Source organism: Streptomyces sp. NPDC050315, assembly GCF_040655775.1.
Classification (GTDB): domain Bacteria; phylum Actinomycetota; class Actinomycetes; order Streptomycetales; family Streptomycetaceae; genus Streptomyces.
The window spans coordinates 305,256-324,936 of sequence record NZ_JBFAKN010000003.1; the positions used below are offsets into that span (position 1 = coordinate 305,256).

A 19,681-nucleotide genomic window follows, 5' to 3' on the forward strand; every position below is an offset into this window, starting at 1 on the left:
GTGTCAGGAACCGGCGTCAGGCCACGAACGAGTGCAGTGTGTCGGTGTCCTGGGAGCGGCCGGTGGCGACCAGGTGGGCGGCGCCTGCCAGCCGGGAGGCCGCCTGGTCCGCGACCGCGCCGCTGACCGTGAACGGGAGGCGTACAAAGCCCTCGAAGGCGCCGTCCACGCCGAAGCGCGGGCCCGACGGCACGCGTACGCCCAGCCGCTCCCCCGCCTCCGCGATGCGCGAGCCGGACAGGCCGCCCGTGCGCGCCCAGAGGGTGAGGCCGCCGCTGGGGACGCTGAACTCCCAGTCGGGCAGGTGGCGGCGGACAGCGTCGACGATCGCGTCCCTGTTCTCGCGCGCCTGCTCGCGCCGGATGGCGACCGCCTCCTCCCAGCCGCCGCCGTCCAGCAGCGACGTGATGGCGAGCTGTTCGAGGACCGGGGAGCCGAGGTCCGCGTAGGCACGGGCGGCCACCAGGCTGCGGATGATGTCCGGGGCCGCGCGCACCCATCCGATGCGCATACCGGCCCAGAACGCCTTGCTCGCCGAGCCCACGGTGATCACCGAGCTGCCCGACGGGTCGAACGAGCAGACCGAGGGCGGCACTTCGACATCCGGGTCGAGACCCAGCTCGGCCATCGTCTCGTCGACGACCAGGACCGTGCCGGCCGAGCGGGCCGCCGCGACCAGTCCGCGCCGCTGCTCCTCGGTGGCGAGCGTGCCGGTGGGGTTGTGGAAGTCGGCGACGACGTACGCCATACGGGGCGCGGCGTCCCGCATCACCTGGCGCCAGGCCGGGATGTCCCAGCCGCCGAGCCGCTCGGCGAGCGCCACGGGGACGAGCCGGGCCCCGGCGTCCCGCATCAGCTGCAGGATGTTCGCGTACGAGGGCGAGTCCACGGCCACCCGCTCCCCGGGGCGGGTGATCAGGCGGCAGATCGCGGCCACCGCGCCCATCGCGCCGGTGGTCACCATGATCTGCTCGGGCATGGTGGGGATGCCGCGGGCCGAGTAGCGGTCGGCGAGGGCCTGGCGCAGCGCGGGCAGCCCGGCCGGGTAGTCGCCGTGCGTGTGGGCGTACAGCGGCAGGTCCGCCATGACGCCCTGTACGGAGCGGGTGAGCCAGGGCTCGGGCGCGGGCAGCGCGGCACAGCCCAGGTCGATCATCGAGCCGGCGGCCTCCGGGGGCAGCGGCTCCAGGCCCCGGGTGGGCAGCGGGTTGCCGGCCGGTACGGCGGTCCAGCTGCCCGAGCCGCGCCGCGACTCCAGGAAGCCCTCGGCGCGCAGCGCTTCGTAGGCGGCGGCGACGGTGGTCCTGCTGACCGACAGCGCGGCGGCCAGCTCGCGCTCGGCAGGCAGCCGCGCGGCCACCGGGACGCGCCCTTCGAGCACCAGGAGGCGGACGCCGTCGGCGAGGGTCCGGTACGCGGGGATGCGGCGGCCGCCGACCGCCGCCGATGCGGCACGGTCGTCCTGCGACCGCACCAGGCGGGCGAGTTGGGCCGCACCCACCGCTGAAGTCCACTGCGCCATCTCGACCAGTCCACCTTTCTGCGATTGGCCATGGATCCCGGCTGTCGGCCCGCCACAGGCTGACCTTCTACAGTCCAATCTTGCCAGGAGGGGAACCCGTTGTCTGCGAAGGGGTCTGCAAAGGGGTCCGGGGAGGAACCCGCTGAGGGGTCCGCGAAAGAGCGCCACCTGCCGCGCCGGCTGATCCAGCTCTACGTGGGGCTCGTGCTGTACGGCGTGAGCATGGGGCTGATGGTACGCGCGGACCTCGGCCTGGAGCCGTGGAGCGTGCTGAACCAGGGCATCGCGGAACACACCGGCCTGACCATCGGCACCGTCACGATCGTCTCCGGCGCACTGATCCTGCTGCTGTGGATCCCGCTGCGGCAGCGCGTGGGCCTGGGCACGGTCTCGAACGTGATCGTGCTGGGCCTGGTGATGGACGCGACGATGGCCCTGGTGCCCGCGTCCTCGTCGTTCTGGGTGCGCATCCCGGTACTGGCCGCCGCGGTGGCCCTGAACGGCGCGGCGACCGGCCTGTACATCTCCGCGCGCTTCGGCCCCGGGCCGCGGGACGGGCTGATGACCGGGCTGCATCTGCGCACCGGCCGCCCCATTCGCCTCGTCCGTACCTGCATCGAGGTCACCGTCCTGGCCGCGGGCTTTGCGCTCGGCGGCTCGGTCGGCGTGGGCACCGTCGTGTACGCGCTGGCCATCGGCCCGATGGCGCAGTTCTTCCTGCGGCTCTTCGCCATCAAGGGCCTGGACGAGCCGTCCCGGGTGGTCACCGGGAAGTCCGCACCGGTCGCCGAGACGTGCGCACCAGAGGAGCAGCGAGCGACGGCTCCTGAGGCGGCCACGGGCGCGGGTTCCTGAGGGCCGTGTAGGCGCGGGCCCCCGCTCACCCGCGCTGCGGGGCGCGCGCCATACTGCCCGCGTGACCGTCCTGCGCCCGCGCCCCCGCCACCCGTACCTCGACCACCCGGCGCCGCTCGCCTTCGCCCACCGGGGCGGCGCGGCGGACGGCCTGGAGAACACCGCGCTCGCCTTCCGCCGCGCCGTCGAGCGCGGCTACCGCTATCTGGAGACCGATGTGCACGCCACCTCGGACGGCCGCCTGGTGGCGTTCCACGACGCCACCCTGGACCGGGTCACCGACCGCGGCGGCCGGATCGCGGCGCTGCCCTGGCGGGCCGTGCGGCAGGCCAAAGTGGCGGGCCGGGAGCCGCTGCCGCTCTTCGAGGAACTGCTGGAGGAGTTCCCGGAGGCGCGCTGGAACGTGGACGTGAAGGCCGAGCCGGCGCTGCGCCCGTTGCTGGCGCTGCTGCGCCGTACGGGCGCGTGGGACCGAGTGTGCGTCGGCTCGTTCTCGGAGGCGCGGGCCGGCCGGGCGCAGCGGCTCGCGGGCGGCCGGCTGGCCACCTCACTGGGCACCCGTGGAGTGGCGGGGCTGCGGCTGCGCTCCTACGGGCGGAGCCTGCCGCTGGACCGGTTGCTGGGCGCCGCGGTACGGCGCAGCGCGGTGTGCGTACAGGTACCGGAGCGGCACGCGGGCCTACGGGTGGTGGACCGGCTCTTCTTGCGCGCGGCCCGGCAGCTCGGCCTCCAGGTGCACGTCTGGACCGTGAACGACGCCGCGCGGATGGCGGATCTCCTGGATCTAGGTGTAGATGGCATCATGACCGATCACATAGACACGCTGCGGGACGTGCTGACCGCGCGGGGCGCCTGGACCTGACCTGACCCACGGGTCCCTCCCCCGCGAGCGCTCCCGCCGCCGTGACGGGGAGCGCAAGGGGGAACCTGTGGGTGTGGACATCGCTGTCGAACCGGCCGAGCCGAAGGACGTGGCCGGCCGGCGACGCGAGCAGCGCGGCTGGTACTGGTACGACTGGGCCAACAGCGTCTACTCGACGACCGTCCTGACGGTGTTCCTCGGGCCGTATCTGACGTCCGTGGCGAAGGCGGCGGCCGACGCGCACGGCTTCGTCCACCCGCTGGGCATCCCGGTACGGGCCGGATCGTTCTACGCGTACTCGGTGTCGGCCTCGCTGCTGCTGTCGGTACTGGCGATGCCGCTGGCGGCGGCCGTCGCCGACCGCACAGGCCGCAAGAAGCCGCTGCTGGGCACCTGCGCGTACACGGGCGCCGCGGCGACAGCGGCGATGCTCTTCCTGGGCGGCGACCGCTATCTGCTCGGCGGTGCGCTGCTGATCGTCGCGAACGTGTCGTTCGTCGTCTCGATGATGCTCTACAACTCCTACCTGCCGCAGATCGCGGCCCCCGAGGAGCGGGACGCGGTGTCCTCACGGGGCTGGGCGTTCGGTTACGCGGCGGGCGCGCTGGTCCTGGTGGCCAACCTGGTCCTGTACGCGGGCCACGCCTCCTTCGGGGTCTCGCAGGAGGACGCCATCCGGATCTGTCTGGCGTCGGCGGGCCTGTGGTGGGCGGTGTTCACCCTCGTACCGCTGCGCCGGCTCCGGGACCGCCGCCCGCTCCGTACAGCCGCGTCCCCGGCCCCCGGAGGCGGCCTGCGGCAGCTCCGGGAGACGCTGCGCGACCTGCGCCGGTACCCGCTGACGCTGTCCTTCCTGCTCGCGTACCTGGTGTACAACGACGGCGTACAGACCGTGATCACCCAGGCGTCGGTGTACGGCTCGGAGGAGCTGGGCCTGGACCAGACGACGCTGATCATCGCGGTACTGCTGGTGCAGGCGCTGGCCGCGGCGGGCGCGGTGCTGATGGGCCGGCTGGCCCGGCGGCACGGCGCCAAACGGACGATTCTGGCGTCGCTGGTGGCGTGGACGGCGGTGATCGTGGCGGGGTACTTCCTGCCCGCGCACGCGCCCGTGTGGTTCTTCTGCCTGGCCGTGGCGATCGGACTGGTACTGGGCGGCAGCCAGGCCCTGTCGCGGTCGCTGTATTCGCATCTCATCCCGCGCGGGAAAGAGGCCGAATACTTCGCCGCGTACGAGATCAGCGACCGGGGCGTGAGCTGGCTGGGGCCGCTGGTCTTCGGGATCGCCTACCAAGTGACGGGCAGCTACCGCGATGCGATCGCCTCGCTGGCGGCGTTCTTCTTGATCGGATTTGTCCTGCTCATCCGCGTGCCCGTGCGGCGCGCGGCGACGGCGGCCGGAAATCGTGTCCCCGACCTGATTTAGGCAAGTGGGACGCGGCCCGGTAGTGTACGCCTTTGGCTCACCAGGCGGACCGTTACTGCGCGCTGAACTTCGTACAGCGTCGGGTGACATCTGCTGCCAGATGTGACAAACCGGGCGCTGGTGGGTACAAGAAGGGGCGGCACGACGGGCGACCTGGGTCCCCATTACGGGAATCTTCACCGCCGACCGGACGTTGACCGGATGACGACGACAGCGACACCTGTCCTGTGGGCGACAAAGCCCGGGAGGCACGATTCATGAGTGAGCGAGCTCTTCGCGGCACGCGACTTGTGGTGACCAGCTACGAGACCGACCGCGGCATCGACCTGGCCCCGCGCCAGGCGGTGGAGTACGCATGCGAGAAGGGACATCGCTTTGAGATGCCCTTCTCGGTAGAGGCCGAGATTCCGTCGGAGTGGGAGTGCAAGGTTTGCGGCGCTCCCGCACTTCTGGTGGATGGCGATGGCCCTGAGGAGAAGAAGGGCAAGCCCGCGCGTACGCACTGGGACATGCTCATGGAGCGGCGCACCCGCGAGGAGCTCGAGGAGGTGCTGGCCGAGAGGCTGGCCGTCCTGCGCTCCGGCACCATGAACATCGCTGTGCACCCGCGCGACAGCAACAAGAAGTCCGCCTGACGGCGGACCTCACGTCGAGGGCCGGTACCCCTGCTGCGGCAGGGATACCGGCCCTCGCGGCGTTTGTCAGCGCGGCAGCGGCGGGTCCTGGCGGGGCGGGGCCGGCGGCTCGTCGTCGCGGACGACCTCGCCCGGGACGACCTTGCCGTCGGGAGCGTGCATACGCGCCTGCTGGAAGGCGTCGCCGAAGGAGCCGGGGGTGTGGGCGACCTGGCGGGCCAGCAGGCGCTCCACGCGCCGCTGAAGGAGTTTTCCGGTGGGCGGGAAGAGGCACAGCAGCCCCGCCGCGTCCGAGACCAGCCCGGGGCACATCAGCAGCAGCCCGCCGAGCATCGGCAGCATATTGCCGCCGCCGGCCTCCGGGGCCTTCGCGGGGTCGGCGCCGGGCTGCTGGAAGGCGCCCGCCAGGTTCTGCCAGGCGCGCCGGCCCGCGCGCTTGATGACGTAACCGCCGAGCACCACCCCGGCCACCAGCAGGAGAAAGACCGTCAGTCCGCCCGCTGCCCGCCCGACCAGGGTGAGCAGCCAGACCTCCAGGACGACCCACACGGCGATGCCGAGCGGCACCAGACGGCGGGCGCGGGAGCGCCGGGGTGGATGGGAACGCGGGGGCGTGGTGGCGGACGTCATGGTTCAAGTGTGCCTGGTCCGGCGGCGTTCGCGCGCCGTGGGCAGGGCCCCTCCCTCTCCCCCTACCAGAGTGAGTGGGACCCCCTCCCCCGCCACCACCGCACACCCCCAACCTAGCCCCGCCCCCACCCCTCCCCCGAGTTATCCACAGCCCCGATTCACCCGCCCCGCTTCCCCCGCAGCCTCTCCAGCCGAGACCCGACCCCCCACGCCGTCACGCGCCACAGCGCCTCCACGACGATGTCGCGGTTCATCTTGCTGTCGCCCCGCTCCCGTTCGACGAAGGTGATGGGCACCTCGACGACGTGGTAGCCGGCCTCGACGGCCCGCCGGGCCAGGTCGACCTGGAAGCAGTACCCCTGCGAGGCGACCTCCTCCAGGCCCAGCCCCCGCAGCGTCTCCTTGCGGAAGGCCCGGAAGCCGCCGGTGACGTCCCGGATCGGCACGTCCAGCAGCAGCCGGGAGTACGTGCTGCCGCCGCGGGAGAGGAACTCGCGGTACTTGGGCCAGTTCACCACCCGGCCGCCGGGCATCCAGCGCGAGCCGAGCACGAGGTCGGCGCCCTTCAGGGCGGTCAGCAGGCGAGGCAGTTCCTCGGGCTGGTGGGAGCCGTCGGCGTCCATCTCCACCAGGACGTCGTAGCCGTGCTCGATGCCCCACTGGAAGCCCGCGAGGTAGGCGGCGCCCAGGCCCTCTTTGCCCTGCCGGTGCAGGACGTGTACGTGGTCATCGGCGGCGGCCAGTTCGTCGGCGAGCTTGCCCGTGCCGTCCGGGCTGTTGTCATCGGCGACCAGTACGTGCGCGTCGGGCACTCCGGCGCGCACCCGATCGACGACGGGCTTGATGTTCTCCGCCTCGTTGTAGGTCGGGATGATCACCAAGATGTCGCCCAGCGGTCCGTACTGCCGCCGTCCGCCGTCCTGTCCGCCGTCTGTCACTGCTGCCCCTTCTCGTCCTTCGTACGCCCGCGCCGGCCGAGCACGAAGGCGGCAGCGCAGGACAGAAGGCCCACCATAGCGATCACCCATTCCGGAGACGCGCCGACGCGGTCGGCGACGGTCTTTTCCTCCCGCAGCGGAAGGCTCGCGCTGACCACGCCCCGGGTGAATTCGGGGATGCGGTGGGTGACTTCGCCGTCCGGGGCGACGACGGCGCTGACGCCGCTGGTGGCGGCGGTGACCACGGCGCGGCCGTGCTCGACGGCGCGCAGCCGGGACATCGCGAGCTGCTGCTCGGGCTGGCCGGTGCGCCCGTAGGTGGCGTTGTTGGTCTGCACGATGAGGGCGCGGGCCCCGGCGTTCACGGTGTCGTGCACGATCTCGTCGTACGCCACCTCGAAGCAGATGACGTCGCCGAGCTTGGCGCCCGCCATGTTCATCACGCCGGTGTGGTCGCCGGGGTAGAAGTCGCGCGGCACGCGCTGGAGGCGCGTGATGACCTTGCTGAGCTCCTTGCGGAAGGGCACGTACTCGCCGAACGGCACCGGGTGCTGCTTGGTGTACGAGGCGCCGGGGCCGGTCTTCGGGTCCCAGAGGATGCCCTGGTTGTAGACGTAGCCGGCCTTGGTCGGGTGGTCCACGAGGGCGCCGACGAGCACGGGGACGCCGATCGCCCGTACGGCCTCGTTGATCCGGTCGTATGCCTCGGGGTACTGGAAGGGGTCCAGGTCGGAGGAGTTCTCCGGCCAGATGACGAGGTCAGGCTTCTTGGCGCGGCCGGCCTTCACGTCGGCGGCCAGCTTCTCGGTGGCCGTGGCGTGGTTGTCCAGGATCTGCATGGGGCGGCCGAGGAAGTCCATGCCGGGCTGCTGCACGTTGCCCTGTACGACGGCGATGTCCAGGTGGTCGGTGGCCTTGGTCGGTACGGGGACGGCGTAGCCGGCGACGGTGAGGGCCGCGGCCAGCCCGAAGGCTTCCAGGGCCGGGACGGCCCGGCGCAGCCGTGTGCCGGCCGCGCTGTCCGGCCGGCGCAGTTGCCAGAGCGTCACGGCGAGCGCGGCGATGAGTGTGCCGGTGAGCGCGACGGCAAAGGTCACCAGGGGTGCGCCGCCGAGCGCGGCGAACGGGGTGTAGGGCGTACCGGTGTTGGCGAAGGCGAGCCGGCCCCAGGGGAAGCCTCCGAAGGGCACCCGGTCGCGGGCCCACTCCTGGGCCACCCAGAGGCAGGCGGCCCACAGGGGCCATGCCTTCAGGCGCGAGGTGACCGCCAGTCCGGCGCCGAGCAGCGCTACGAAGACGGCCTCGGCGAAGGCGAGGCCGATGACGGCGTCCCAGCCGACGACGTGCAGCCACTTCAGCAGCAGGAGGAAGAAGGGCCAGCCGAACACGAGGCCGGTCCAGGCCCCCTGACGTGCCGTACGGCCGCGGGTGAGCAGGCTGAGCGCGGCCACCGACAGGAGCGACAGGGGCCACAGGTCGTACGGCGGGAAGGCAAGCCCGAGGGCGAGTCCGGCGAGGACCGCGAGTACCGTGCGCGGCGTTTCGCGGCGCACGAGGGCGGCGAGGCGGCGCGGGAGTCCGGGGCGGCGGTCTGTGGCGTCGGGCGCCTGGGTGGCCACGGGGCCGCCGTCGGCGGCGGGGCCCTGGGCAGGGCCTGGCACGGTTTCGGCGGTGGTTTCGGAGCCCGATGGCACAGTCGCGGCCTTCCTGCAGGTCGTGCGGTGGTGAGCCGACGGTACAACGGGGCGCGGGCGGCCGGGGCGCGGGTGGCCGGTACGGGTACGCGCGGTCGCTCTCGGTGAGGGGGAGGGCGGCGCTGCGTATGAAGAGAGCGCCTCGGTACGAGGCGGTGCCGCGTACGGGGAGAGCGCCTCGGTACGGGGCGGGGTGCGAGTGCGGGTGGGGCGGTGATCCGCGGGGTGCGGATCGGGGCCCGGCGCCCTTCGGGCCGACCTGGGGCCCGCTGGCTGCGGGTCGACCGAGAGCCGTTGTCTACTGAGCGTCCGGGCCCCACCCGGGTCGCACCCGCCGACCTGCCGAAACCTGAACCGTCGCTTCCGTGCCGCAGGGGTGGACCTGGCTCCCAGTTGTGGTGTGCCGTGCGGCGCACCACCCCATGGCCCAGCTGCGTTCGACGACTGCGCGGCGGTCTGCCGGTCGGACGTCCTTGTGGTGGACTCGGCCGAACCTACCGGCCGCCGACGGGCTCCTGTCAACATCCGTTCTACCTGCGTCGTTTTTGCGTTCAACCAGGTCAGTGCCGAACTGCCGCAGGTAGGGCGAGTACGCGCCGGGCACGTCGCCCGGCGGCACCCGCCGCGGGAGGTTCACTCGTTCGGCCGCTGGAAGACCGTCCGGCCGCCGACGACCGTCCGCAGGCAGCGCGGAAGCTCCTGGCCGGGGGTGAGGTCGGGCAGGCCGGGGGTGCCGGAGCGGGGGTCGGTGGACCAGCGTTCGACGCGCTCGTCGGGGGCCTGGACGAGCAGTTCGCCGGTGTGCCAGACCGCGTAGTCGGCGGGCGCGCCGGGCACGAGGATGCCCGCGTCGTCGCGGCCGACGGCCCGCCAGCCGCCGCGGGTGTGGGCGGTGAACGCGGCGCGCGCGGAGATGCCGTGGCCGGGGGTGCGGTGGAAGACGGCGGCGCGGACGGTGCCCCAGGGGTCGAGCGGGGTGACGGGGCTGTCGGAGCCGAGGGCGAGCGGGACGCCGGCCTTGAGGAGCGCTGCGTACGGGTTGAGGGTGCGGGCGCGTTCGGCGCCGAGGCGGGTGGCGTACATGCCGTGCTCGCCGCCCCAGAGGGCGTCGAAGGCGGGCTGTACGGAGGCGGTCAGGGCGAGTTCGGCGAAGCCGGCGATGGTGGCGGGGGTGAGCATCTCGCAGTGTTCGATGCGGTGCCGGGCGGCGCGTACGCGGTCCAGGCCGACCCGGTCGGCGGCCGCCCGTACGCCGTCGACGACGGCGGTGAGTCCGGCGTCGCCGATGGCGTGGAAGCCCGCTTGGAGGCCGGCTTCGGTGCAGGCGGCGACGTGTGCGGCGACGGTGTCGGCGTCGAGCAGCGCGTTGCCGGTGTGTGCGGCGTCGGCGTACGGGGTGCACAGGTGGGCGGTGTGCGAGCCGAGCGAGCCGTCGGCGAACAGGTCGCCGGCCGCGCCGACGGCGCCGAGCTCCCTGATCCGCTCCGCGTCCTTTGCGGTCGTGATGAGTTCGCCCCAGTAGCCGACGACGCGCGGGCCGTCGCCGGTGGCGGCGCGGGCGAGCAGCGCGGTGAGGTCGTCCTCGCCGGAGATCTCCGGGCCGGCGCATTCGTGGACAGTGCCGATGCCGAGGGACGCGGCGTGCGCGAGCGCGGCGGCCTGCGCGTCGGCGCGCTGGGCCGGGGTGACGGTGTCGTACGCGGCCTGCCGGACGGCGTGGTGGGCGTCGCCGGTGAGCGGTCCCGCGGGGTCGAATCCGGGGCGTTCCCGCAGGCCGGGGACGAGGTCCTGGAGGGCGGTGGTGACGGCGGCGGAGTGCACGTCGATGCGGCTGAGGTAGAGCGGGCGGCCGCCGGTGGCCTCGTCCAGTTCGGTACGGGAGGGTGCGCGGCCCTCGGGCCAGGCGGCGGCGTCCCAGCCGTGGCCGAGCAGTACGCGGTCGGTGGGGCGGGCCGCGGCGAAGGAGCGGATGCGGTCCAGGGCGCCGGAGAGGGAGCGGGTGTCGCTGAGGTCGAGGCCGGTCAGCGCGAGCCCGGTGGCGGTGGTGTGCACATGTGCGTCAGTGAACGCGGGGGTCACGAGCGCGCCGTCGAGGTCGATGACCTCGTCGACCCCGTCGGCGAAGGAGTCGGCGGCGCCCTCCGAGCCGACCCAGGCGACCGAGCCGCCCTCGACGACCATGGCGGTGGCGAAGGGGTCGGCCGGGCTGTGGACCTCGCCGCGGCGCAGCAGGACGGTGCGGTCGGGGGCCGGTGCGGGGGTGCGTTCACTCATACCGGACAGTTTCGCCCCTGCGCGTGGCCGGCCGTCACGCGGGGTGGCCACGGCGTGGCCGCATCCGTACGGTGTCCCGCCCCGCGTCCTCGCCCACGTGGGCCGACGGGTCAGATGCGGGGCGGCCGGGCCTCGTACGGCGTGGAGAGCACCACGGTCGTCCGCGTCGAGACGCCCGCGAGCGTACGGATGCGGGTCAGCAGGTGCTCCAGCTCCAGCGGCGCGGCCACCCGGACCTTGAGGATGTAGTTCTCGTCGCCCGCGACGCTGTGGCAGGCCTCCAGTTCGGGAACCTCGGCCAGCCGCTCGGCGATGTCGTCCGGGGCGCTGGGGTCGAAGGGTTTGACCGAGATGAAGGCGGTCAGCGGCAGCCCCACCGCCTCGGGGTCGACGATGGCGGCATAGCCGCGAATCACGCCGCGCTGCTCCAGTCTGCGCACGCGCTGATGCACCGCCGAGGTGGACAGGCCAGTGGCCTTGCCCAGGTCGGTGTAGCTCATCCGCCCGTCCTTGACGAGCAGATCCACGATTTGTCGGTCCAGCTCCTCCACGAGATCAACCTACTGTGCCGGGGCGCTGCGGCGCAGCTCGCGCCGGATCGTGGACACCGTGCGCCCCCTGTGTGACGAACACCACACCCCTCACTCCGTGTCCGGCCGGAAGCCGAGATTATGCAGCGGAGAGGCAGGGAAATGCTCGTGGTGGTCGAGGCCGCCCAACACAGGAAGATGGCGGTACTCGCAGCCCACCCGAGGGGGATGGACATCATGCGACGCCCGAAGCAGGAATCCACGCTGGAGAACACCGCCGCCCAGGAGGGCGACAGTTTCCGCGACGACTTCCGCGACGACGACTTCGACGCCTTCGACACCGTCGAGCTCTACCGCGTCAGCTGCCCGGACTGCGGGCAGCCCATCGCGCTGCTCGCCGACGAGGACACGCTGCCCGAGCACGCGGTCTGCTCCTCGCCCTGGAACCCCTTCGGCCTGACGGTCTGCCAGGGGTCCGGCCGGAGCGTGGCCGAGACGGCCTCCGCCGATGAGGCACGGGAGCCCCAGGAGCAGGACAGCGGCATGCTGCTGACGCTCCCGGCGGGTCTGGACTGGCGCACCCAGCCGTTCTCCCACGTGGGCGGTCCCGGCTCCCGTCCGGTGCGCGTCCCCCTGATGCGCCGTCACCGCTGACGCGCCGCGGACCGGCAACCGCGAAATCACCGTGCGAGTGAGCCGCCCGACTCACTCGCACCCTCTTGCCGCTCGATGAGCGCCCGCCTTCCGCAGTCCCGCCTTTGACGTGCCGTCAGCGGGACTGTGCAGTCAGCGGGACTCCGGGCCCGCCAGTTGCCGGGCGATGACCATCCGCTGGATCTGGTTGGTGCCCTCGACGATCTGCAGGACCTTGGCCTCGCGCATATAGCGCTCGGCCGGGAAGTCCGCGGTGTAGCCGTACCCTCCGAGCAGCTGGACCGCGTCGGTCGTGATGCGCATCGCCGCGTCCGAGCAGAAGAGCTTGGCCATGGCCGCTTCCTTGGTGAAGGGGCGGCCCTCGTCCCGCAGCCGGGCCGCGGTCAGGTAGAGCGACCGGCCGGCCGTCACCTGCGTGGCCATGTCGGCGAGCATGAAGCGCAGCCCTTGGTAGTCGGCGATGGGGCGGCCGAACTGACGGCGCGTCGCGACGTACGCCAGCGCCTCGTCCAGGGCCGCCTGCGCCACGCCCACGGCGCACGCGGCGATGCCCAGTCGGCCCGAGTCCAGCGAGTCCAGCGCGATGGCGAAGCCCTGGCCCTCCTCGCCGAGCCGGCGCGCGTCCCCGATCCGTACGCCGTCGAAGTGCAGTTGCGCGGTGGGCGAGCCCTTCATGCCCATCTTGCGCTCGGGTGCGGCGGCGCTCAGTCCCTCGGCGTCGCCGGGGACCAGGAAGGCCGTGATGCCGTGCGCGCCCGCTCCCCCGGTGCGGGCGAGGACGGTGTAGAAGTCGGCGATGCCGCCGTGCGTGGTCCACGCCTTGGTGCCGTTCAGGATCCAGCTGTCTCCGTCGCGCGTGGCGCGGGTGGTCAGGGACGCGGCGTCCGATCCGGCGGCGGGCTCGGAGAGGCAGTACGCGCCGAGCAGCCCGCCGCCGAGCATCGCGGGCAGGTGCTCGGCGCGCTGCTCCTTCGTGCCGTACGCGGCGAGCGCGTGGCAGGCCAGGGTGTGGACGCTGACGCCGAGGCCGACGGTGAGCCGGGCGGCGGCCAGCTCTTCGAGGACCTGGAGGTAGACCTCGTACGGCTGGCCGCCCCCGCCGAACTCCTCGGCGTACGGGAGCGCGAGCAGCCCGGATTCGGAGAGCAGGGTGAAGGTCTCGCGGGGGAAGCGCCCGGCGTCCTCCTCCTCGGCGGCGCGCGGGGCGATCTCCCGGGCGGCCAAGTCCCGTACGAGTGACATCAGCTGGCGTGCCTCGTCGGTGGGCAGCCTGCGGTCCACGGGCCGGGGGCCGTACTCGGTCATGGCGGCGCTCTCCTCCCTGTCGGGCGTTGCGGCGGCGCGCGCCTGGGGGTGTGGCCCGTACCACCGTTTTGTTCACTGTGCCGCTGATGATCGCCCTCCGGGTCGCGGAAGGCGGTGACCTGCGGCTGTGGCGCTTGGAGTATGCCCGATCGGACGGCTGCCATCACCGGTTGATCGGCTTCTTCTCCGGCGGGAAATTGGTCCAAACCATTGACCAGTTGGTCTAGTCCTTCTACCTTCTCCTCCGTCAGGTCAAGCACGCCCTCGCCGACCCCCCTCCGAGGAGACACCATGCTCAGACCGCACTTCCGCCGGCGGCTCGGTGCCGTCGCCGCCGCCCTCTGTACGGCAGCACTGGGCGCCACCGCACTCGTCCCGGCGACCGCGACCGCCGCACCCACCTCACTGAACGCGGCCGCCGCCACCACGGCCGACGCGAAGACCACCGCGGCCGGCAGCAAGGTCGTCGGATACTTCACCAACTGGGGCGTCTACCAGCGCAATTACCACGTCAAGAACATCGAGACCTCCGGCTCGGCGAACAAGCTCACCCACATCAACTACGCCTTCGGCAACGTCACCGGCGGCAAGTGCGCGATAGGCGACGCGTACGCCGACTACGACAAGGCGTACACCGCCGAGCAGAGCGTCGACGGCAAGGCCGACACCTGGGAGAACGGGGCGCTGCGCGGCAACTTCAACCAGCTGCGCAAGCTCAAGGCACTGCACCCGAACCTCAAGGTGATCTGGTCCTTCGGCGGCTGGACCTGGTCCGGCGGATTCGCCGAGGCCGCCAAGAACCCGGCGGCGTTCGCGCAGTCCTGTTACGACCTGGTCGAGGACAAGCGCTGGGCGGACGTCTTCGACGGCATCGACATCGACTGGGAGTACCCCAACGCCTGCGGCCTCACCTGCGACACCAGCGGCCGGACCGCCTTCACGAACGTGATGAAGGCGATGCGCGCGAAGTTCGGCAGCAGCAATCTGGTGACCGCGGCGATCACCGCCGACGCCTCCGCCGGCGGCAAGATCGACGCCGCCGACTACGCGGGCGCCGCGCAGTACGTCGACTGGTACAACCCCATGACGTACGACTACTTCGGCGCCTGGGACGCCAAGGGTCCGACGGCCCCGCACTCGCCGCTGACCTCGTACAACGGCATCCCGAAGGCCGGCTTCAACACCGCCGACACGACCAAGAAGCTCAAGGGCCTGGGCATCCCGGCGAACAAGCTGCTGCTCGGCATCGGCTTCTACGGGCGCGGCTGGAGCGGCGTCACGCAGGACGCGCCGGGCGGCACGGCGACCGGCGCCGCGCCGGCCAAGTACGAGGCGGGCATCGAGGACTACAAGGACATCAAGGGCCGCTGCCCGGCGACCGGCAAGGTCGGCGGCACCGCATACGCCAAGTGCGGTGACCAGTGGTGGAGTTACGACACCCCGGAGACCATCGGCACGAAGATGAACTTCAAGAACGAGCAGGGCATGGGCGGCACGTTCTTCTGGGAGCTCAGCGGGGACACCGCGAACGGGGAGCTGATCAAGGCGATCAACTAACCGGCGGTCTGGGGCGGGTGGCTTCGGCCGCCCGCCCCTTCGTCGTGCCGCACTGTTGACGCACCGTCAACAACGGCCCTAACCTCTCGTCAGCTACCTTCGTTACCGCAAGTAACCGCACGTCAGCGCTGTGACCGTACCGCCATGACCGAGCGCTCCCCCGGGAGGAAGCAGTGGGCAGGAATCAGCGGGCCGTACCGGAAGAAGGCCGCACGTCCTGGAGGAAGAGCGCGGCCGTGGCCGTGCCGGCGGTACTGGCCGTCGGGGCGCTGGCGACCGTGATGGCGCAGGGCGTGCTCGCCGCGTCGTTCGCCGTCTCCGGCACCAACTTCCAGGTGGCTTCAGGCAAGTTGACCAGCGAGGGGCTGGCCTCGTACGTGCACACCGACCGCTCCGCCGACGGCACCGGGCACCCCGTGGCCCTGCTCGGCATCGGTAAGGCACAGCTCTCCGACATCTGCCAGTCGGCGCAGGTCAGTACGCCGATGGGGCCGGTCGTCTTCAAGCTCACCGCGGGCGGGAAGGCGGGGCCCGTCACCGCGGACAGTCTCGTCATCGACGGGGAGGACCTGGTCGGTGACGCGCGCTTCGGCACGGCGCAGATCGGCCGGGACGCCTCGACGCTGGACGAAGTACCGGGCATCCGCGGCCCGAAGGGGAAGTTCGGGCTGCAGGCCGGTGACATCGAGGTCGCGGGCGTGCGGTCGCACGCCTGGTCGGCCACGGGCGGCAACTTCCGCCTCAAGGGCTTGAAGCTGGGCGTCAGCCTGGACGGCGAGAAGTGCTTCTGAGGCGCCCCCGGCCGCCGGCCGCACTCACGGCACTCACGGCACGGCTGACGGCGCCGGCAGCGCGGCTGCCCTGGCCCGAGGCGCGGGCACGGTTCCGCCGGTGGCGGCGGACGCGACCGTTCTGGGCCGGGCTGCTGCTCGTCCTCGGCGGCGCCGAGCTGCTGCTCGTCCCGCTCTCCCCGCTCGGCGTGCTGGTCAGCCTGGGGCTCGGCGGGCTCGCGGCGCTCGGCATCGGGCTGGCCCTGATCGTGGCCGGGCTGTTCCTGTGGTACGCCCCGTCCGCGCGGCACTACGTGAGCATCAACGCCCTCATTCTGTCCGTGATTTCGTTCGCGGCGACCAATCTCGGCGGCTTCCTGGTCGGCATGGGGCTGGGGATCGCGGGCGCGGCGATGGGCTTCGGCTGGACGCCGGTACGGGACGAGGCGGTACGGGACGAGGCGGTGGCGGCCCCGGCGACCGGCGGTACGGGCCGTACGGGCGGTAGGGGCGGTACGGGCCGTACGGGCGCGTCCACCACCCTCGCCGTGGCCCTGCCCGCCGCCCTTCTCGCCGCGCTGGGGACGCCCGCCACCGAGGCTCGCGCCGCCGGCCCCGGTATTCCCGCTCCCGCCGCCGTCCCCACCGTCACGACCAGCCGTTTCGCGCCCAAGGGCTTCACCCTCGCCGGGGTCGCGAATGTGCCCACCGCGCGCGGCCCCGTCCGGGCGATGGTGCTGAAGATGAAGGCCGCCTCGCTGACCGACTACCGCCTCCTCACCCGCGACGGCAGCGACGAACTGGGGCTGGGCGCCACGTCGTTGGAGCTGAGCGGCGACGTCACGCTGTACCTGACGAAATTCCGCGGCTGCGTGCAAGGGGTGCTCTGTCTGACCTTCACCCCGGACCGGCTGCCCGTGCCCCCGCTGGTGCCGCCCTTCGTGTACATGACCGATGTCTCCGCCGAGCAGGCGCTGGTCACCTCGGATCTGATCGTCGCCGACGGTCTGCGGCTGCGCGCGGACGGACCGGTGCCGCCGGCCGCCTGATTCCTGGCCGAGGGCGGTCCGACCAGTACAAATGTCATGGGTGAGTCGTGCGTTTTTACCGTGGATCGCGTGACGGACGGTGCTGTTCCGCGCGGGGCAACTCTGCGATGGTCGCAAATAGAGGCCGCAGGGATGTCCCGCGGCACCGACCCGCCGGGAGGGTCAGTGGACAAGCGCTACGAGGTCTACTGCCTGATGGACCCGCACTTCTACGACGCGCCGGCGCGCGCCCAGGGCGGCGAGACCGCCTTCGCGCAGGCCCGGCGTCCGGCCCCGCACGGCTGGCGGCGCGCCGAGCTGGACGACTGGATCGTGTTCCGCCCCGCCGGTGGCACGCTCCCCCTCCAGGGTTGGAAGATCCACGTCTCGGCGTGTCTCGACAACGCCGCGGACATCCTCACCACAGTCTGGGAATACTGTCTCCCGCGCCGGATCGCCTTCAAGTTCCTGCCGGGCAAGGACACGCTGCTCATCGCCAATGCCAAGTACGCGCACCGCGGTTCGAGCGGCAAATTCATGACCCTCTACCCGGCCGACGAAGCGGAGCTGGAGCGGGTACTGACCGAGCTGGGTGCCATCCTCGATGGCCAGGTCGGGCCGTACATCCTCAGCGATCTGCGCTGGGGCGAGGGCCCGCTGTACGTCCGGTACGGCGCTTTCGCCGAGCGGTACTGCGTCTCCGCGGACGGCGAGGTGGAGCCCGCGATGGAGGACGGCGAGGGCCGGCTGGTGCCGGATGTCCGGACGCCGACCTTCCAGGTGCCCGACTGGGCTCCGCTGCCCGGTTTTCTCGCCCCGCACCTCGCGGCGCGCGGCAGCGGCGCCGCCCTGGCCGACCTGCCCTACCGCTTCGAGAGCGCGTTGCACTTCTCGAACGGCGGCGGCATCTACGCGGGCGAAGACGTGCGCACCGGTGACCGTGTGGTGCTCAAGGAGGCGCGCCCGCACGCGGGACTCACGCCGGACGGCCGGGACGCGGTCGCCCGTCAGGAGCGCGAGCGGGAGATGCTGGAGCGGCTGCGCGGCTTGGACTGCGTGCCGGCGCTGCACGACCACTTCGTACGGGGTGAGCACCACTTCCTGGTCGAGGAGTTCGTCGAAGGGACGGAGCTCAACGACGAGTTCGTCGACCGTTACCCGCTCACTCTGGTGCGAGCGGACGAGGCAGAGACGGCCGCGTACACCGCCTGGGCCCTGGACGTGTACGAGCGCGTGGCGCGGGCCGTCGGCGCGGTGCATGCGCGCGGGGTGGTCCTCGGTGATCTCCAGCCGTCGAACATCATGGTGCGCCCGGACGGCGGCGTGGTGCTGATCGACCTCGAAGGGGCGGCGGACGCCGCGGCGGGGCAGCGGCAGGCCCTCGGCGCCCAGGGGTTCACGGCGCCGCGCGAGCTGCACGGCCCGGCCGTCGACGACTACGCCCTGGCCTGCCTGAAACTCTTCCTCTTCCTGCCGCTGACGGGCCTGCTCGCGCTGGCGCCCGGCAAGGCGGCACAGCTCGCCCGGGAGGCGGCCCGCACGTTCCCGGTTCCCGACGGCTTCTTCGACGCGGCGGTACGCACCCTCACCGGCGACGGCGGGGCGCCCGCCGGAGCGGCGGCCGAACCGCGGCTGCGCCCGGACCGCGAGGGCTGGGCCGCGGCCCGCGACGAGCTGGCGGGCGCCATCCTCGCGTCGGCCACGCCCGAGCGGGACGACCGGCTCTTCCCCGGCGACATCGAGCAGTTCACCTCGCCCGGCGGCGGGCTGGGCATGGCGTACGGCGCTGCCGGAGTCCTGTACGCGCTGGACGTGACGGGCGCCGGCCGGCACCCCGGCCACGAGGACTGGCTGATCCGGCGCGCCCTGCGCCCGGAGCCGGGCTCCCTGCTCGGTTTCTACGACGGGCTGCACGGCGTCGCGTACGCCCTGGACCACCTCGGGCACCGGCACGAGGCGCTGAAGATCCTCGACCAGTGCGCGGGCGAGCAGTGGCTCCGGCTCGGCCTCGACCTCCATGGCGGGCTGTCCGGCATCGGCCTGAATCTCCTGCACTTCGCGTCGGTCACCGGCGAGCCGGTCCTGCAGGACGCGGCCAGGGAAGCGGTGGACGCCGTGGCCGCCCGACTGGGCCCGGCCGACGCCGTACCGGAGGTGAGCGGCGGCGGACAGCCGTACGCCGGTCTGCTGCGCGGCTCGTCCGGCCCGGCGCTGCTGTTCCTCCGGTGGTACGAGCACACGGGCGATCCGGAGTTCCTCGATCTCGCCGCGACGGCGCTGCGGCAGGACCTGCGCCGGTGCCTGATCCGCGACGAGGACGGGGTAATGGAAGTCAATGAGGGCTGGCGGACGATGCCGTACCTCGCGGACGGCAGCGTGGGCATCGGCCTCGTCCTGGACGACTTCCTGGCCCATCGGAGGAACGAGGGCTTCGTGGCGGCCGCCGCGGCGATCCGCCGCGCCGCCGAGGGACGGTTCTACGTCGAGCCCGGCCTCTTCGACGGCCTGGCCGGGATGATCCTCCACCTCAGCCGCGCGCACCCCGCCGGGACCGCGGCCGAGCGGGACCCGGTCGTCGCCGAGCAGATACGCCGGCTGGCCCGGTACGCCGTGGTGCACGACGGCCGGCTCGCCTTCCCCGGCGAGCAGCTGCTGCGGCTCTCCATGGACCTGGGCACCGGCAGCGCCGGAGTACTGCTGGCGCTCGGCGCCGCCCTCCACGACTCCCCCGTGCGGCTGCCCTTCCTCGCCGCGCCGCGCGACGCCCGGCACCCCGGGCCCACAAGCCAATCCGACCCCGTCCCCATGGAGAAGAAGTGCGGAGGTGAAACGACATGACGATCCTGGATCTGCAAGGCATGGAAACCGCTCACCACGGTGGCAGGCCGCGTAGGAGTGGCGCCAGCAAGTACTGCGGCGGCACCAGCCAGCTGAGTCTGCTGCTCTGCTGAAAGCAATAAGGGGCGAGGGCGTGCAAGGCGTCCCCGCCCCTTCGCGTCTG

At 72.4% G+C, this 19,681-nt stretch carries 18 protein-coding genes; 11 read left to right on the forward strand and 7 right to left on the reverse strand.

Features of this window, described 5'->3' with window-relative positions:
* Nucleotides 1-16: 16 nt before the first annotated feature.
* On the reverse strand, nucleotides 17-1,522 hold the full coding sequence (locus tag AB0I82_RS12635) for a PLP-dependent aminotransferase family protein (RefSeq protein ID WP_363257203.1): 1,506 nt from the start codon (nucleotides 1,520-1,522) through the stop codon (nucleotides 17-19).
* A gap of 222 nt (nucleotides 1,523-1,744) precedes the next feature.
* Here AB0I82_RS12635 and AB0I82_RS12640 point away from each other — a divergent pair, with 222 nt between their 5' ends.
* The 4 genes from AB0I82_RS12640 to AB0I82_RS12655 all read left to right on the forward strand — a co-directional run bounded on the left by AB0I82_RS12640 (nucleotide 1,745) and on the right by AB0I82_RS12655 (nucleotide 5,300).
* On the forward strand, nucleotides 1,745-2,377 hold the full coding sequence (locus tag AB0I82_RS12640) for a hypothetical protein (protein WP_363257205.1): 633 nt from the start codon (nucleotides 1,745-1,747) through the stop codon (nucleotides 2,375-2,377).
* Nucleotides 2,378-2,447: 70 nt separating this feature from the next.
* Nucleotides 2,448-3,239: a glycerophosphodiester phosphodiesterase family protein gene (locus tag AB0I82_RS12645; RefSeq protein ID WP_363257721.1), complete on the forward strand. Its 792-nt coding sequence runs from the start codon at nucleotides 2,448-2,450 to the stop codon at nucleotides 3,237-3,239.
* 79 nt (nucleotides 3,240-3,318) lie between these two features.
* On the forward strand, nucleotides 3,319-4,665 hold the full coding sequence (locus tag AB0I82_RS12650; RefSeq protein WP_363257722.1) for an MFS transporter: 1,347 nt from the start codon (nucleotides 3,319-3,321) through the stop codon (nucleotides 4,663-4,665).
* Nucleotides 4,666-4,922: 257 nt separating this feature from the next.
* Complete coding sequence (locus AB0I82_RS12655) at nucleotides 4,923-5,300, forward strand: RNA polymerase-binding protein RbpA (RefSeq protein WP_030261439.1); 378 nt, start codon at nucleotides 4,923-4,925, stop codon at nucleotides 5,298-5,300.
* A 66-nt stretch (nucleotides 5,301-5,366) separates the two neighbouring features.
* On the opposite strand, the gene fxsA is transcribed toward AB0I82_RS12655, so the two are convergent.
* The 5 genes from fxsA to AB0I82_RS12680 form a co-directional block, all read right to left on the reverse strand.
* Nucleotides 5,367-5,930 carry an FxsA family membrane protein gene (gene fxsA / locus AB0I82_RS12660; RefSeq protein WP_363257206.1) on the reverse strand — a complete coding sequence of 188 codons (564 nt, stop codon included), beginning with the start codon at nucleotides 5,928-5,930 and terminating at the stop codon, nucleotides 5,367-5,369.
* A 158-nt stretch (nucleotides 5,931-6,088) separates the two neighbouring features.
* Nucleotides 6,089-6,868 (reverse strand): polyprenol monophosphomannose synthase, encoded by a 780-nt coding sequence (locus tag AB0I82_RS12665; RefSeq protein ID WP_363257207.1) that lies wholly within the window; start codon nucleotides 6,866-6,868, stop codon nucleotides 6,089-6,091.
* Nucleotides 6,865-8,529, reverse strand: a complete 1,665-nt coding sequence (gene lnt / locus AB0I82_RS12670; RefSeq protein ID WP_363257208.1) for an apolipoprotein N-acyltransferase — start codon at nucleotides 8,527-8,529, stop codon at nucleotides 6,865-6,867. The genes AB0I82_RS12665 and lnt overlap by 4 nt, the downstream gene beginning before the upstream one ends.
* 666 nt (nucleotides 8,530-9,195) lie before the next feature.
* Nucleotides 9,196-10,836, reverse strand: coding sequence for an amidohydrolase (locus AB0I82_RS12675; protein ID WP_363257209.1), 1,641 nt, complete (start codon nucleotides 10,834-10,836; stop codon nucleotides 9,196-9,198).
* Nucleotides 10,837-10,946: 110 nt separating this feature from the next.
* The gene (locus AB0I82_RS12680) at nucleotides 10,947-11,387 is read right to left on the reverse strand and encodes an Lrp/AsnC family transcriptional regulator (protein ID WP_030261445.1); all 441 of its coding nucleotides are present in this window, start codon (nucleotides 11,385-11,387) and stop codon (nucleotides 10,947-10,949) included.
* A gap of 207 nt (nucleotides 11,388-11,594) precedes the next feature.
* Between AB0I82_RS12680 and AB0I82_RS12685 the strand changes: the two genes are divergently transcribed.
* A complete protein-coding gene (locus AB0I82_RS12685; protein WP_363257210.1) occupies nucleotides 11,595-12,020 on the forward strand; it encodes a hypothetical protein in 426 nt (141 codons plus the stop codon).
* A gap of 132 nt (nucleotides 12,021-12,152) precedes the next feature.
* Here AB0I82_RS12685 and AB0I82_RS12690 read toward each other — a convergent pair whose 3' ends face one another.
* A complete protein-coding gene (locus AB0I82_RS12690) occupies nucleotides 12,153-13,325 on the reverse strand; it encodes an acyl-CoA dehydrogenase family protein (RefSeq protein ID WP_363257211.1) in 1,173 nt (390 codons plus the stop codon).
* Between the two features lie 50 nt (nucleotides 13,326-13,375).
* Here AB0I82_RS12690 and AB0I82_RS12695 point away from each other — a divergent pair, with 50 nt between their 5' ends.
* The 6 genes from AB0I82_RS12695 (at nucleotide 13,376) to AB0I82_RS12720 (ending at nucleotide 19,631) form a co-directional block, all read left to right on the forward strand.
* On the forward strand, nucleotides 13,376-13,552 hold the full coding sequence (locus AB0I82_RS12695) for a hypothetical protein (protein WP_363257212.1): 177 nt from the start codon (nucleotides 13,376-13,378) through the stop codon (nucleotides 13,550-13,552).
* 64 nt (nucleotides 13,553-13,616) lie between these two features.
* Complete coding sequence (locus AB0I82_RS12700) at nucleotides 13,617-14,882, forward strand: glycoside hydrolase family 18 protein (RefSeq protein WP_363257213.1); 1,266 nt, start codon at nucleotides 13,617-13,619, stop codon at nucleotides 14,880-14,882.
* A gap of 173 nt (nucleotides 14,883-15,055) precedes the next feature.
* The gene (locus tag AB0I82_RS12705; protein WP_363257214.1) at nucleotides 15,056-15,673 is read left to right on the forward strand and encodes a DUF6230 family protein; all 618 of its coding nucleotides are present in this window, start codon (nucleotides 15,056-15,058) and stop codon (nucleotides 15,671-15,673) included.
* 44 nt (nucleotides 15,674-15,717) lie between these two features.
* Complete coding sequence (locus AB0I82_RS12710; RefSeq protein ID WP_363257723.1) at nucleotides 15,718-16,701, forward strand: DUF6114 domain-containing protein; 984 nt, start codon at nucleotides 15,718-15,720, stop codon at nucleotides 16,699-16,701.
* Nucleotides 16,702-16,866: 165 nt separating this feature from the next.
* A complete protein-coding gene (lanKC, locus tag AB0I82_RS12715; RefSeq protein WP_363257215.1) occupies nucleotides 16,867-19,518 on the forward strand; it encodes a class III lanthionine synthetase LanKC in 2,652 nt (883 codons plus the stop codon).
* On the forward strand, nucleotides 19,515-19,631 hold the full coding sequence (locus AB0I82_RS12720) for a SapB/AmfS family lanthipeptide (RefSeq protein WP_107053937.1): 117 nt from the start codon (nucleotides 19,515-19,517) through the stop codon (nucleotides 19,629-19,631). The genes lanKC and AB0I82_RS12720 overlap by 4 nt, the downstream gene beginning before the upstream one ends.
* Nucleotides 19,632-19,681 lie beyond the last annotated feature (50 nt).

Excerpts from the sequence above, each read along its gene's own strand:
- AB0I82_RS12635 (WP_363257203.1), bottom strand. The coding sequence starts at position 1,522 with ATGGCGCAGTGGACTTCAGCGGTGGGTGCGGCCCAACTCGCCCGCCTG.
- AB0I82_RS12640 (WP_363257205.1), top strand. The coding sequence starts at position 1,745 with ATGGGGCTGATGGTACGCGCGGACCTCGGCCTGGAGCCGTGGAGCGTG.
- AB0I82_RS12655 (WP_030261439.1), top strand. The coding sequence starts at position 4,923 with ATGAGTGAGCGAGCTCTTCGCGGCACGCGACTTGTGGTGACCAGCTAC.
- fxsA (WP_363257206.1), bottom strand. The coding sequence starts at position 5,930 with ATGACGTCCGCCACCACGCCCCCGCGTTCCCATCCACCCCGGCGCTCC.
- AB0I82_RS12675 (WP_363257209.1), bottom strand. The coding sequence starts at position 10,836 with ATGAGTGAACGCACCCCCGCACCGGCCCCCGACCGCACCGTCCTGCTG.
- AB0I82_RS12685 (WP_363257210.1), top strand. The coding sequence starts at position 11,595 with ATGGACATCATGCGACGCCCGAAGCAGGAATCCACGCTGGAGAACACC.
- AB0I82_RS12690 (WP_363257211.1), bottom strand. The coding sequence starts at position 13,325 with ATGACCGAGTACGGCCCCCGGCCCGTGGACCGCAGGCTGCCCACCGAC.
- AB0I82_RS12700 (WP_363257213.1), top strand. The coding sequence starts at position 13,617 with ATGCTCAGACCGCACTTCCGCCGGCGGCTCGGTGCCGTCGCCGCCGCC.
- AB0I82_RS12720 (WP_107053937.1), top strand. The coding sequence starts at position 19,515 with ATGACGATCCTGGATCTGCAAGGCATGGAAACCGCTCACCACGGTGGC.